Raw genomic sequence first — 13,607 nt, forward strand, 5'->3', positions numbered from 1 at the left:
TTCTTTTTTATTCTGCTCATTTCTATATTTTTCAATAAGTTTGTTAACCGCATCCGGATCGTTCTTTGTCAGTTCTGATTCTGTCCCAAGATATTCAACTGTTCTCTGCTTAACTTTGCCGTTTTCACGATAGCCTTCAACCAGAACAATGCTTACCTGTCCATTGGCTCTTTTAATTCTGCGAACAAACATTTCTGGACTCCTTGAAAATCAAAAAACAATCTCAAGAATATTATATCATATACATTACGTATACACAACATAAATATTTAAAGAAAAACCTCTTTTTTCAAGAGGTCTTTAACGATTTGGTATCAAACTCGGGAAAGGCAGCCGTGAGGCTGCCTTTTTTGTTCCTTTATTCATTATCCGTATCAGTACCTTTTCCATTCAGTATCGGTTTTATCATGTATTTATCCGGGGGCCAGGAGAACGGAAAACGTCAGACGATGCCGTTTCGGTCAGTCATCATGACGGATGTAATGAGTTACGGTATTCATCTTTTCTTTGCATTTTCATAACCTGAAAAACCGCACCTTCAGTATATGAACGGTACGGTCTGTATGGCGGCGGTAATCAGAAATTCATAGCCGGAGGATTACATACTGTCATTGAACACGTTAACGAGATTGTAGCCTGCAAGGCTGAGCTCCCGTCTTACGGTGGCTTCGTCGAAGTTTCCCCTGTATTCAGCGACTGCCGCGTTTCTTCTGTGTGAAATCACGATGTTTATGATGTTTACGTGCTTTCTCAGAATTTCGCATACCGTTGATTCACAGTGTTCGCATACCATGCCGTCAATGATGAGATTGGCATAGTGAACCATGTTTTCATCGGGAGTTTCCGCTTCGGTGTTTTTCTGAGCGTGAGAAACAGGAGAATCCGGCGTTATTCCCATGAATCCGCTGAAGACGGGATCCGCCGGAACCGTATTTTTGTGTACCGGTGCCGGTTCCTTCCTGTCGCTGGTTATCACGTTGAGGTGAGGTCTGAAATAAGCTTCACCCATGGCGGAGATCTTTTCGTTTTCATTTCTCGCATCTTCGGTCAGCTTCTTTTCGGAAATGTCCGTCAGGAATATTCTGAGGGAGTTGCCAACCACGATGAGACTTGATGCGGCCATGCATGAGGCTGCAAAGACCGGAGTGAGTCTCAGTCCGAAGGAACTCAGGGCTCCGGCAGCCAGAGGCAGTCCCACAATGTTGTAGCAGAGTGCCCAGAAGAGATTTTCCTTGATGGTTCTTAAGGTTCTGCGTCCGCATCTGATGGCTTTTATCAGGTTGAGCATGGTGTTTTTCACCAGTACCACATTCCCGGCGTCAATGGCAATGTCTGAACCTGAGGCAACGGCTATGCCGATGTCGGCTTCGGTAAGAGGCAGGGCGTCGTTGATGCCGTCGCCGACCATGGCGGTGACTCCCTTTCCGCGCAGTTCTCTTATCACCTGAGCCTTGTCTTCCGGCAGACAGTTGGCTTTGAGATTCCTGATATGCACCTTTTCGGCAATGCCGGAGGCACTGAAGATGTTGTCACCGGTAAGCATTATCGGAGTTATGCCCTGACGGTAGAGCAGGGCCACTGATTCGGCGGCATTGTCCCTGATGACGTCGGATACGGAGATGATGCCCAGAATTTCCCGTTCGGTGGCAAGAAGTATCGTGGTATCCCCCTTGTTTGACATGTCATTGCATATTTCGCCTATATCGGCGCTGATAACGGATTTTGATCTGATGTAATCCTGATTGCCGATGAAGAAGCGGTGTCCGTTTATCGTTGCGTGAACGCCTCCGCTTGTCACTTCCGCAAATTCAGTGATGTTCATTATTGATCCGGGATCGGTGGCCGAGTACAGCTTTTTCATGACCTCGTTCATGCCTTCATCCATGAGACCGTAGGTGTCGGCATTATGTATTCCGCTTTCAGCGGCCACGGCTTTGGCCACCGGATGACTGCTGAAGCTTTCCAGTATACCGGCAAGATGCAGAACGTTTTCCACGGAAAGGGCGGATACGGTGATTACCGAGGTTACCTTAGGCGTTCCTGCGGTAATGGTTCCGGTCTTGTCGAGAACCATGTATTTAACCCTGCCTATTTTTTCCAGTGATTCGGCATTCTTGAAGAGAACACCGTTTCTGAGTGCTTTGCCGGCTCCGGCGGTAATGGCGAGCGGGGTGGCCAGACCGAGTGCGCATGGACAGCTTACCAGAAGAACGGCGGTGGCGTATTCCAGAGCCACGGCCATGGTTCCGTTCAGAAGAAAATACCATACGCAGAATGTCAGAATGGCCAGCACGATGACTGCAGGCACAAAATAGGCTGAGATGGTGTCGGCTGTTCTGGAGATCGGGGCTTTGGAGGTAAGCGCTACCTTTACCGTTTCCACCATTTTGCTGAACACCGTTTCAGAACCTGTTCTCAGGGCTCTGCATTTAAGCAGACCATTAATGTTTACGGTGGCTCCGGTGACGGTGTCGCCCGCTGTTACGTCGCGGGGCATGGATTCACCGGTAAGTCCTGATTCATTGATTGATCCAGATCCTTCAATGATTACCGCATCCGCAGGAATTGATTCTCCGGGAAGCACGATAAAGACGTCATTTACTTTCAGGGCGGCGGCAGGAACGTCCTCGGCGGCATTCAGCGGGTTATCGTTTACCTCTTCCTGTCTGTGAGCTCCGGCCCTGATTCTGTGGGCGTTTTTCGGGGTAATGTCCAGAAGACCGCGCAGAGCGGTGGTGGTTTTTCCTCTGGCTGAACGTTCAAGAATCTTTCCGAACACCACGATAACCAGAAGCATCGCCGCAGACTCAAAATAAAGATTATGGGCAAGCTTTGCGGCCTGTTCCGTCATGTCGGCGGAAATGAGGGTGTTGAGGAGTGCGATTTTCTGCACGGAATAAAGATATGAGGCGGATACGCCGATGGCCACCAGGGTATCCATGGTCGGCATCATTCTGACAAGTCCGCGGTAGCCTTTTATCAGCAGTCTGCCGTTAATCAGCAGAATGGCCGAGGTCAGAATCAGTTCCGTGTATGCCAGTCTGTCAGGACGGTCCATGAAAAATGAACCGGCAGGAAGGCCGAACATCAGATGTCCGGTTGCAAGATACATGAGAATCAGAAGGAGTACGAGAGAAATCAGAAAACCGGTGAGCATCGGTTTTACTGAAGGAGTGAGTCTGCTGACGTAATCCGGAATGTTTCCTCCTGAGGAGTCAGAGACGGTAATGCCGTATCCCAGCTCCGTAACCGCCCTGATTACCGCTTCCTGAGAGACGCTGCCGGTGACGTTCATGATCCCGGTGATAAGACTTACTTCGCAGGAGGTCACTCCTGGAAGTCTTTTTACCGTCTGTTCGATATGATTGCTGCAGGCTGAACAGTTCATGCCTGTGATGCTGTAAGAATTCACGACGCTTTCCTTATCTGTTGTCCATTGTCCGGCCCGGCGCCATCCTGAAGACACTGCTGAAAAAATTCAGATACGGGACTTCCGGACTGATGATTTGATTTCTGAACTGTATGACCTGAAAAGTGCTGAAATCCGGTGCTTTATTATGTATGCTGATGACACCGGAACTGATTATTGTTATATCTGTTTAAGTGACTGACTGTTTTCCGTATATATGTACATAAGACATTCCGATTCCGGGGAGGTTCAGTCAGTTCGTGTTTTTTATGAGCATTTTCGGGACAGAACAGAAAAGGCGGACCTGAGATTATAATATAACAGTTAGTGATGATTATCATTTCTCTTTGTATACTTTGCGAGCAGTATTGCCTTTAGTGATAATTTTTTGCGGAAAACTTGAGGTGTACCGACATTTTACCGCAGTTACGGGGTCATCTCTGCCGGTGACTTCCATGATTTCCTGAGTTAAACGGTAATTTCCCGGCGGAAACCGGGGGCGGATGAGACGGCCTGATTTAACGCCGTCTGAAAATGCTGATTAAGGCATCCTGCAGGAACAGGCGGATTCACAGAAAATTTTATGCAGTCGGATCCGGAATAAAAAGAGAAGCATAATCATATTGTATGTTAGAATCTCTTTTGCGGATGAACAGGAGAAGTGCAGATGCCAAACAGCAGATTTAAAAATGAAACTGAAGAACTGAATTATGCCAGACAGTCGCTCAGAGAAAAGGGAATTAAAGTGATGGGGCTGATTCTTTTTATCACCGCCGCGCTTGTCAGTGTTGTATACACAACCGTCAATGACAGTGAAAATCCATACGGCAACCTTTCAGAAAGCGCTCTTAATACCGTGGTGTGCCACGGTTCAGGCTATACCCTTAAAAAGGTTCTTTCCACAAGTGTTTCGGATTACACGGTAAATCTCAGGGCCGTGCACGAGGATCTCAGTGATCCCAACGGCAGGGTGCTGTCACTGGTTACCATCGACGGCATGCTGAAGATGGAAAGCGGCAGTCACGAGAAGGCTCTGATAAAGCTTGACATTACTCCGTCCCTGGTGCTGGAAAACGACATGGTGGTAAGCAGTGCGGTAGTGGGCGGCCGCAATTACGGAACCTCTTTGAATTCCGGAAGCGGAGACCGCAGAACCGATGCCGGAAAATCAGGCAGTGAAGCAAAGTCACGTCTTTCCGAGGTAAAGGATCTTCTCTGCGGTGACAGAAACCGCCGTTCCTATATCTGACGGAAAAAATCCGAGTGCATAAAAAAAGACTGAACCGTGTGTTCAGTCTTTTTGTTTTTTCAGAATCCGAGGTTTTTTCTGCTCACACCACCGAAAGAGCAGTAAGAAGCATGACGCCTGCGTTCCGGCGGTGAGTTAAAAACCTTATATATTAAACTTCTGCAGGCTGTTCCTGTTCATCGTCTGCAGCAGCTTTGGCAGGAGCTTCCTCCTCATCACCTTCCGAACCGATGAAAAGAGCCATGCTGTCCCTTACGAAGCATTTGTAGGTGCCGTGCTTTTCGGCAAGAACCCTGCCGTAATCACCGGTATCAAGCTCCCAGAGTGCGAATTCACTGTAGGTGCCCATGAAGTACATCTGATCGAGGAGTTCATCGGCAATTACTCCCGGCTTCACGAAACATACTCTGATTTTGAGATTGCCCTTGCAGCCGTTGAAGCAGTAGTGCTCTGATCTGTCGCCGAGGTCGGTGATGGTGAAGCTTTCAACTTCAGGGTAGCAGTAGTAGCGCTCAGTGATTACGCTGCGGATGCTGTAAAAATCAAATTTTTTGACAGAATATCTTTCAAATAACGGATCTATATAAATCTTCCCCTTGTACGGACGCCATGCCCTGATAATGCTCTTTCTGAGAAGTTCTTCATTGGAAAGACCTGATACTGCGGAAGCCTTTATCTTGGGAGCCTTTTTGAGTTCCTTTTTCTTTCTTTCCACGGCATCTTCATTATTTGAAGTAAGAAGTTCATCGTTATAATGGATCATCGTTTTTATCCTTTATCTGCAATAAACAGGCATGGTATCCATTCCATGCCTTTTTGGAGTAATTTAAGATGAAATCAAATGTGTAAACATTTTCAGAAAATATAGCACAATCATTGATACATATCAATTGAGAGACATTTGGGCATTTGACTTATCAGGCAATTTTTACCGTCTTTGTCTAAAGTTTAGGCAGCCGGCCGTGAGTCTTGCGAGAGCCTTTTCGAGAATCTTTCCCGGACACGCCGTATTGAGACGGACAAAATGCTCTCCTCCGGAACCGAACTGACTGCCGTGGCTTAACCAGAGATGATGCTCATCCTTCAGAAAACCGCAGAGCCTGCGGGAATCATCCGTAAATGCTGAAACGTCGAGCCACATGAGATAGGTGGCATCCTGCGGCACCGGATATATTTCCGGAAGGTTTTCCTTCAGGTACTTCACGGTGAATTCCCGGTTGCCCTGAAGATAGGCGCGCAGTTCCTGAAGCCATTCGTCACCTTCGGTGTAGGCGGCTATCGCGGCCTGTACCGCAAAGGCATTCGGTTCGGCGCATTCGTCGGTGTTGAGTCCGCGTTCGACCTTATATCTCAGCTTCGGATTCGGAATCATTACCGCGGCGCTGTTGAGTCCCGCCATATTGAAGGTTTTTCCCGGAGACCAGCAGGTAACGGAGTTGCCGGCGCATTCTGAATTTACGGAGGCAAAGGGAATGTAGGAGGTTCCCGGTGCCGTGAGATCACAGTGGATTTCGTCGGAAACCACGATAACGCAGTGTTTGGCGCAGAGCCTGCCGATTTCCGCAAGTTCTTCCCGGGTCCAGATTCTGCCTGCAGGATTGTGGGGATTGCAGAGAAACATCATGGTGCACTGCGGGGCGGAAAGATCCTTTTCCAGCCTTTCGAAATTGATGAAGTAGCGGCCGTCACGGTAATCGAGAGGGGATTCGATGACAAATCGGCCCTGGTTGAGAATGCTGTTGAAGAAAATGTTGTATACCGGTGTCTGAATCAGTACCTTTTCCGCCGGTGTGGTCAGCTTGCGCACCATGCTTGAAAGAGCGGGAACCACGCCGGTGCAGAAAACCAGCGAATCCGCTTCAGGTCTGAAGCCGTAATGACCATGCCACCAATTCTGATAGGCTTCATGCCATTCCTTCGGCACGATGCTGTACCCGAAAATACCGTGTTCAGCTCTTTTCAGAATTGCATCCGTTACCGCAGGACAGCTTAAAAAGTCCATGTCCGCAACCCACAGTGGCAGTTCGTCCGGATGTGAAACATCCCATTTGAGTGAATTGGTTCCGCTTCGGTCGATAACGGCATCGAAGTCGTATCTGCTCATAAATTCTCCTTATGTTTTTATCCTGTTTTTTCGGGCTCTGAGCCTGTTTTCCGATAATACCATATCATGAACCGCATGCCGGGAGGCAGGTGTCAGACCGTGGACTTTTTTCTGTCGCAGGCCTTCAGCCAGCCGTCGCCCCTGAGTCTCAGCAAGAACAGACTGCCCCTGATACAGAGCTCCAGCGCCATGGCAACCCATACCCCCTGAAGTCCCATGGTCTTTACAAGCAGCAGGGACAGCGGAATTCTTATGAGCCACATGGTACCGCTGTTCATCAGTCCCGGTATCATGGTGTCTCCGGCTCCGCGCATGCATCCGGCAATCAGTATCGAGGCTCCGTAAAGAGGTTCGGCAAAGGCCTCGATGCGCAGGATCGCGGTGCCGAGTTCCCTGATTTCCTCATCAGGCGTCAGCAGACCGATAAGCACCGGTGCCGTGACGTACATGACTACGGCGGCAAGAGTCATCATGCCGACACCGATTACGGTGATGATGACGGTAAAATTGCGGGCCAGATCCCGGTGTCTTGCTCCCACGCACTGACCGATGACGGAGGTTCCGGCAAAGGCTGTGCCGTAGCCTATCATGTAGCAGAAGCTTTCGGCCGTGATGGCGAAGCTGTGGGCGGCTATGGCTCTGGTGCCCAGTACGGAGACAATGGCAACCGAGGCAACCATGGCTCCGGTGGTTGCCAGGTGATCAAGACAGATGGGGGCTGATATCCTGAAAGCCCTGAAAATGACGGGAGGTGATATGTAGAGCTTTTCCCGTCTGATATGAAGCTGTTCGTTTCTGATGAGCAGCATCCAGAGCATGATTACGCAGATGACGCCTTCGGCGAGAGCGGTTCCTGCGGCAGCACCGGTGATTCCCATGTGAAAACCGGGCAGCGTGAGGGTGCATCCGAGGATTTCTAAACGGCGGGTCGGAAATATGAAAATGAAGTTGAAGATTACGTCCAGAATGCAGACTCCGATATTGAGAAGGCTCGGAGTTCTGATGTTGCCTGTCGCCTGAAGCAGACTGGCGGCATACATGTTCATCACCAGTACCGGAAAGGCGCACATGTATATCAGAAAGTAGGAGGACGCCATGGGGGCGATGTCTTCGGTTCCTCCGAGAATGTACGGAACCCGGTCAGCGGAAACGGCGCTGACTACCGAAAGCAGAAGGCTCAGGGTAATGAGACAGAAGAAGCCCATGCTGGTGGCGGCTCTTGCCTTGATCAGCTTGCAGGCGCCGATGTTCTGGGCCACCTGTACCGCAAATCCCGATACCACGGCAAGACAGATGCCTCCGATAAGCCATATGGAAGACGATACCAGACCCACGGCTGCTGACTGGAGAGGACCGAGCTGACCTACCATGGAAGCGTCAATGTAGTGCATGAGTATCTGGGATATCTGGGCGCACATGGCTGGAAAGGCCATGGCGAGAATCAGCCTGATTTTTGCTCCGCAGCTGATGTATTCCGTGCTTTTAAGCATGGACGCGAGTATCTTTCCGGTATCTTTACGGCTCATGGAAAACAGCCTCTGTCTGAAGTTGCCACAAAAAATCATTTCCTTAAATAACAGTATATCAGAACTGGATGAACAGCACTAAACAATCTCTTTCCGGCATCAGAGCCGAAATGATTCCGGAAAAATCCGTACCGGAAGAGGCATAAATCATGCGGTTTTAATCGATGGATTGCGGTTTTTGGCATGTTTCGTTACGTCAGCCACGATTTTATGATGCCGAACTGACGGTTTGCCGTAATAACCGTCCCGGTGACATATAATGGCAAGGGCTTCTGCCTTAAAAAAACGGTCCGGAAAATCATTCATCAGCATTGAGGTAAAGTATGCCGGACTGATTTTACTGAATAATACATATTATAAGAAGGTTGATTATCATGCGTATTACAGCTTTATGTTTTCCGTTCTGTCTTTCCCTGCTTGCTCCCGCATGGGCGGATGAGATACCTCAGACCGATGTGGTTACGGGGGCGACGGAAGCCGGGGATACCGTTACCGTGGCTACTGCCGACGAATATCAGGATACTGCCGAAAAACTGCCGGCAGACTATGTTCCCTCCGAGAACATGAAAAAATACACCCTTGAAGAAAGAGTGGCCATGACCATCGGCTACGATCTGGCAATGGAAATCAGAGACGGAACCGGTCAGCTGAAGGAACTCGGGGAAAACATAAACCTTCAGGCTGTCGCCCGGGGCGTAAACGAATATCTTGATCATCCCGAAGACGTGGACATGGAGGAGGCTGACAGAGTGCTGGCGGGATATTATGAAAGTATCCGCAAGAAGGAACTCTTCTATAACTTCAATCAGTACACCGGACAGGTTCATCATATAAAGGAGCAGGTTGCCAGATGTTTTGCGGAGCATGGCATTGATGGCTATTACGACAACTGCCGCAACGGCATGTCGGGCAGGGGGTATATGATTCCGGGAGCTACCGATTTCAGCACTGATCTCGTAAAGTCCACCGAGGTGGAGGTGCTCAGGGGGGGTGACAATGAAGAAAACAGACAGATTTTTTCCGTAAAGCTTACCGTTAACGAAAAATCATTCGGTCAGCCGTACAATCTTATATATGACGGCTTCTGGAATAAGACTGCAGGTCTTTTCTGGCGTCTCAGCCGGAAATCCACCTGTTTTGAGGCGGGACTGTGCAGATAGCAGGCTGTCCGCAGGGGTGAATCTGCGAACGGAAAGAATATGAACCGTATTCATAATTTTCGCCGATAGCGTGAAAAACCCCGACTTTTAAAGAAACATATACGGACAGGGCATCGGATAATTCCGATGCCCTGTCTTTGTTCTGATATGCGGATACCCCGGCGGAGCCCGGGATATCTTTTCAGAATCAGTTGTAGCTGATTTCGATGGTTTCAGCGATCTTCTTGCCTTCGGTTACCGCTTCCTCAACTGAATCAGCTGAAGTGAGAACCACGCCGAGACGTCTGGTGCCGTTGATTTCAGGCTTGCCGAAGAGTCTTAACTGGGCTGAAGGGTAGATGCTTAATGCTTCGTTGAGCCTGTTATAGGTAATGTTCTTTGAAGTGCCGTTACCGAGAAGAGCCACTGAAGCTGACGGACCGTAGAACTTAAGACCGCCGCACGGGAGTCCGAGAATGGCTCTTACGTGAAGAGCGAATTCACTGAAGTTCTGGGAAATCATGGTTACCATGCCGGTGTCATGCGGACGAGGTGAAACTTCACTGAAGAGAACCTCGCTGCCTCTGATGAAGAGTTCAACACCGTAGATACCGTGACCGTTGAGAGCGCCTACAATCTTGCCGGCGATGTCCTTGGCCTGAGCAAGGAGGTCTTCGGTCATGGCCTGCGGCTGCCAGCTTTCACGGTAGTCACCGTCTTCCTGGCGGTGACCGATAGGAGCGCAGAAGTGGATGCCGTCCACGGCGCTTACTGTCAGAAGGGTGATTTCATAGTCAAACTTGAGGAATTCCTCGATGATAACCTTGGTCTTGTGACCTCTGCCTTCGTCATGGGCCTTGTTCCATGCGGTTTCAATCTGATCTTCAGACTTGATTACGCTCTGTCCCTTGCCCGATGAACTCATTACCGGCTTGATTACGCAGGGAATGCCGATCCTGGCGACGCCTGCCTTGAATTCTTCAAGAGTTTCGGCAAACACATACTTTGATGTAGGGAGACCGAGCTTTTCGGCAGCAAGGGTTCTGATGCCTTCACGGTCCATGGTGGTAAGAGCCGCAAAGCTGCTTGGAACTACCTTGAAACCTCTTTTTTCGAGCTCTACCAGCTTGGTGGTGGCAATGGCTTCGATTTCAGGAATGATGTAGTCAGGCTTTTCCTGTTCAACCAGCTTTTCAATTGCATCACCGTCAAGCATGTTGATTACGTGTGAGCGATGGGCAACCTGCATGGCTGGAGCGTTGGCATAACGATCAACAGCAATTACCTCAACACCAAAGCGCTGCAGTTCGATGCAGACTTCCTTGCCTAGTTCACCGCAACCAAGAAGCATTGCCTTAGTGGCTTTCTGACAATATGGAGTTCCGAGCATAAAGTTTTACCTTTTCCTATATGTAAGTTATGTGTCCGTTTGACCTGAAACATGAGGAGACTGCGGAATTTCATGCCGAAAGCCGGCATTGCGCCTGATTCTGAGGGGAATCCCGGAAATATTTCCTCTGTTTTTTTAATTGCGTCAAACTATACCATAAAAGACGTTGACTATCAATTGCCGGATACCGCCGTAAAGTGCGGTTTGGCTCTTCACACAGGTGCTTATGAGCAGGAGCGTCGCATACATACGGGACGGTAATGTCCGATTTTTGTGTCAAGAGTCATTATTTGACGATGAAAAATTCCCTATTGGCCCTTATGACTGCGCGGATGACATATAATATGATAGGTATGTGATGTCTGAATAATGCTTTGTACAGGCACTGTTTCGGAACATATGAAAAATATTAATGTTGATATAATCGGGGAATTTGAACACAAATGATGTTAAGTAAGGTTTTTTCAGAAATTCAGACCGCGGTATTGGGATTGGGACTGTTGGCTTTAAGCGGTGCGGCCGCGGCTGACTGTTTGACGGATGTTAAAAAGTACCGTTTCGACAAAGAACTTTACAATGAATGTATTCGTGAGGCGAATAACACTGACAATGCTGAACTGCAGTATCTTGTGGCCTTATGGAATTTCGCCGGAGTAAGGGAAGTGGATTTCCAGACTCAGAGAAACATGAACGGATACAAACACTTCATTCATCTCGCTGCACAGGGCGGAAATCTTGACGCGATGAGCATGTACGTGATTACCCAGTATGATCGTGACAATGTGGAGAATAACGGTAAAGACCTGAATATGGTTAAATATTTGAATGCCCTTGCAGAAGACAAGTCACCTGAAGGCATTCTCAGAATGCTGGTCACCAAGATGCAGATCGGCAAGTTCAGAGAGACTGTTGAACTCCCTGAACTGGTTAAGCTGGCTGATGAACCGGACAATCTGAAAGCAAAATTCGAGCTTGCACGCTACTATCAGTCCAGGGTAACTCCTGTTGATGTCCGTGCCGACTTAATCAGCAAGGCATACGAGTATTACAAACCTATTATTGAATCAAAATCAGATGATGACAATGTCAGAGTCATGCGCGGACAGTCACTGTGGAACATGTACGGTTATTACATGAAGGCAAAGAATGCAGAGGAGTTTGCAAGAGCTGAACCTTTCCTGAAGCAGCTGGCATACAGCGGTGACATTCTGGCAATGGGGGAATATGCCGTATCATATGATACCTCAAGATTCGGTATTTTGGATGATTCAAAGGCATATGCCTGGGCCGGCAGAGCTATGGAATGCGCCAAGGGAACCATCTTTGAAAATGAATACGGCTCCAATGAATTTTTTGAAAAAATAAATAAAAAACTTTCTGATGAGGAACGTAAAAAAGGTGAAGCGGAACTTGCAGAACTGAGAAAGTCGGTTAAATGCATTGCTCAGCCGAAACCTAAACGTCCTGAATCCGAAGTTAAGGCTAAGGATCCTGCTGATAAAAAGTCTGATGCAGGTACCCAAAAGTAAAGCAGACACTGATTATAAAAAGGGCGGGATTTTTTCTTATGATTGTTTTCCCGAAATCCCTGATATTTGAGAATAAATAACGGAACCGGAATTTTTCAGAATGCGATGATGAAATATCCGACATATTTATTACGCAGATGAAAAACGTTAAATGTTTAATTTTCCGGTGACTGTCAGTCACCGGTGCGGAATGGACGCAGACCAAAAGGAGTCGTCTTATGAGCAATTACAGACAGATATCGGTGATGGCCATTATTCTGGCCATATTTGCACAGGCCTATGCCTCCGAGACGGAAAATCAGTCCGCAGTTTCTGCAGAACAGGCGGTTGTTGCCGAAAGCGCCGCCGTTGCGGAGCTCGGTAATAATGTTCCGGAAACAGCTGTCGCAGCACCAAAGGCTTCCGTTAAAAAGAAACGCATGGATCATTTTTCAGTTGAGTTTTCGGATGACGTTGAACTCGCCGGCAGCATGAAATACAGCACTGGTGCTTCGGAAGATACAGCTGACGGCATGATTACCATAAGTACGTCGCGTTACTCCAACAGTAATTCAGTTGAGAACGACGCGATTGAGATTGCAAGAGCCGGAACCGCAACTGTTACCATTGAACATGAGGAAGAGGAAGAGACTGTTCAGTCAGGTGCTGCCGAGGTGAATAATGCTGTTCCGGAAAAAGCACCTGAGACTACTGCACCGGCTGAAGAAAAGCCGGCCGAACAGGCGGTTACGGCTGAAGAAACCAGGCCTATCGTTCTGGAAACTGTTGATACTTCCGAAAAACTTCAGAAAAAGAAGAATTCTTCTGTCGTTATTGATGATGCGGAAAAACATCTCAGTACTGTCAGTGTTCAGCCCAGCAGAAAGAAGTCCCAGGCTCTGGATGTGACCCAGTCGGTTAAGGATCCTGAAAAGAACGTTTCATCACGCATTATCAAAAAGGCTGATGAAAACGTGAAAGCCATTGAGGATAAGCAGGCTGAAATTGAGCGGGCTAAACAGGCAGAAGAGGAACAGAAGCGTCTTGCCGAGGCCGCCGAAGCTGTGAGTGAGGCTGAACAGGAAGCCGAAGTCAAAGTAAACGCAGAAGCTGAAAAGGCTGAACAGGAAGCTGAAGCCCAAGCAAAGGCAGAAGCTGAAAAGGCTAAATTAGAAGCCGAAGCCAGGGCAAAGGCAGAAGCTGAAAAGGCTAAATTAGAAGCCGAAGCCAAAGCAAAGGCAGAAGCCGAAAAGGCTAAATTAGAAGCCGAAGCCAAGGCAAA

Annotated in this window: 10 protein-coding genes; 4 read left to right on the forward strand and 6 right to left on the reverse strand. The window is 48.4% G+C overall.

Going from position 1 to position 13,607, the window contains the following annotated elements:
- Nucleotides 1–192 (reverse strand): hypothetical protein (locus T489_RS13890; protein ID WP_037320230.1); only part of this gene is annotated, 192 nt, incomplete at its 3' end.
- Nucleotides 193–598: 406 nt separating this feature from the next.
- Nucleotides 599–3,412, reverse strand: a complete 2,814-nt coding sequence (locus tag T489_RS0112850; protein ID WP_051622162.1) for a heavy metal translocating P-type ATPase — start codon at nucleotides 3,410–3,412, stop codon at nucleotides 599–601.
- A gap of 664 nt (nucleotides 3,413–4,076) precedes the next feature.
- On the opposite strand from T489_RS0112850, the gene T489_RS0112855 reads away from it, so the two are divergent.
- Complete coding sequence (locus T489_RS0112855) at nucleotides 4,077–4,658, forward strand: hypothetical protein (protein ID WP_031580403.1); 582 nt, start codon at nucleotides 4,077–4,079, stop codon at nucleotides 4,656–4,658.
- 151 nt (nucleotides 4,659–4,809) lie between these two features.
- Here T489_RS0112855 and T489_RS0112860 read toward each other — a convergent pair whose 3' ends face one another.
- The 3 genes from T489_RS0112860 to T489_RS0112870 all read right to left on the reverse strand — a co-directional run bounded on the left by T489_RS0112860 (nucleotide 4,810) and on the right by T489_RS0112870 (nucleotide 8,288).
- Nucleotides 4,810–5,421, reverse strand: coding sequence for a hypothetical protein (locus T489_RS0112860; protein WP_031580404.1), 612 nt, complete (start codon nucleotides 5,419–5,421; stop codon nucleotides 4,810–4,812).
- A gap of 165 nt (nucleotides 5,422–5,586) precedes the next feature.
- Complete coding sequence (locus T489_RS0112865) at nucleotides 5,587–6,762, reverse strand: MalY/PatB family protein (protein ID WP_031580405.1); 1,176 nt, start codon at nucleotides 6,760–6,762, stop codon at nucleotides 5,587–5,589.
- 92 nt (nucleotides 6,763–6,854) lie between these two features.
- Nucleotides 6,855–8,288: an MATE family efflux transporter gene (locus T489_RS0112870; RefSeq protein WP_037320245.1), complete on the reverse strand. Its 1,434-nt coding sequence runs from the start codon at nucleotides 8,286–8,288 to the stop codon at nucleotides 6,855–6,857.
- A gap of 374 nt (nucleotides 8,289–8,662) precedes the next feature.
- On the opposite strand from T489_RS0112870, the gene T489_RS0112885 reads away from it, so the two are divergent.
- Nucleotides 8,663–9,448, forward strand: coding sequence for a hypothetical protein (locus T489_RS0112885; RefSeq protein ID WP_031580407.1), 786 nt, complete (start codon nucleotides 8,663–8,665; stop codon nucleotides 9,446–9,448).
- A 187-nt stretch (nucleotides 9,449–9,635) separates the two neighbouring features.
- On the opposite strand, the gene purT is transcribed toward T489_RS0112885, so the two are convergent.
- The gene (purT, locus tag T489_RS0112890; protein WP_031580408.1) at nucleotides 9,636–10,817 is read right to left on the reverse strand and encodes a formate-dependent phosphoribosylglycinamide formyltransferase; all 1,182 of its coding nucleotides are present in this window, start codon (nucleotides 10,815–10,817) and stop codon (nucleotides 9,636–9,638) included.
- A 443-nt stretch (nucleotides 10,818–11,260) separates the two neighbouring features.
- On the opposite strand from purT, the gene T489_RS0112900 reads away from it, so the two are divergent.
- Both T489_RS0112900 and T489_RS15310 read left to right on the forward strand, forming a co-directional pair.
- The gene (locus T489_RS0112900) at nucleotides 11,261–12,346 is read left to right on the forward strand and encodes a hypothetical protein (RefSeq protein WP_031580411.1); all 1,086 of its coding nucleotides are present in this window, start codon (nucleotides 11,261–11,263) and stop codon (nucleotides 12,344–12,346) included.
- Between the two features lie 218 nt (nucleotides 12,347–12,564).
- Nucleotides 12,565–13,607, forward strand: a 1,043-nt coding sequence (locus T489_RS15310) for a hypothetical protein (RefSeq protein WP_198020489.1), incomplete at its 3' end; no start/stop codon positions are given.

Source organism: Ruminobacter sp. RM87, assembly GCF_000701925.1.
GTDB classification, from domain to species: Bacteria; Pseudomonadota; Gammaproteobacteria; order Enterobacterales; family Succinivibrionaceae; genus Ruminobacter; species Ruminobacter amylophilus.

Excerpts from the sequence above, each read along its gene's own strand:
- T489_RS0112855 (WP_031580403.1), top strand. The coding sequence starts at position 4,077 with ATGCCAAACAGCAGATTTAAAAATGAAACTGAAGAACTGAATTATGCC.
- T489_RS0112860 (WP_031580404.1), bottom strand. The coding sequence starts at position 5,421 with ATGATCCATTATAACGATGAACTTCTTACTTCAAATAATGAAGATGCC.
- T489_RS0112865 (WP_031580405.1), bottom strand. The coding sequence starts at position 6,762 with ATGAGCAGATACGACTTCGATGCCGTTATCGACCGAAGCGGAACCAAT.
- T489_RS0112870 (WP_037320245.1), bottom strand. The coding sequence starts at position 8,288 with ATGAGCCGTAAAGATACCGGAAAGATACTCGCGTCCATGCTTAAAAGC.
- T489_RS0112885 (WP_031580407.1), top strand. The coding sequence starts at position 8,663 with ATGCGTATTACAGCTTTATGTTTTCCGTTCTGTCTTTCCCTGCTTGCT.
- purT (WP_031580408.1), bottom strand. The coding sequence starts at position 10,817 with ATGCTCGGAACTCCATATTGTCAGAAAGCCACTAAGGCAATGCTTCTT.
- T489_RS0112900 (WP_031580411.1), top strand. The coding sequence starts at position 11,261 with ATGATGTTAAGTAAGGTTTTTTCAGAAATTCAGACCGCGGTATTGGGA.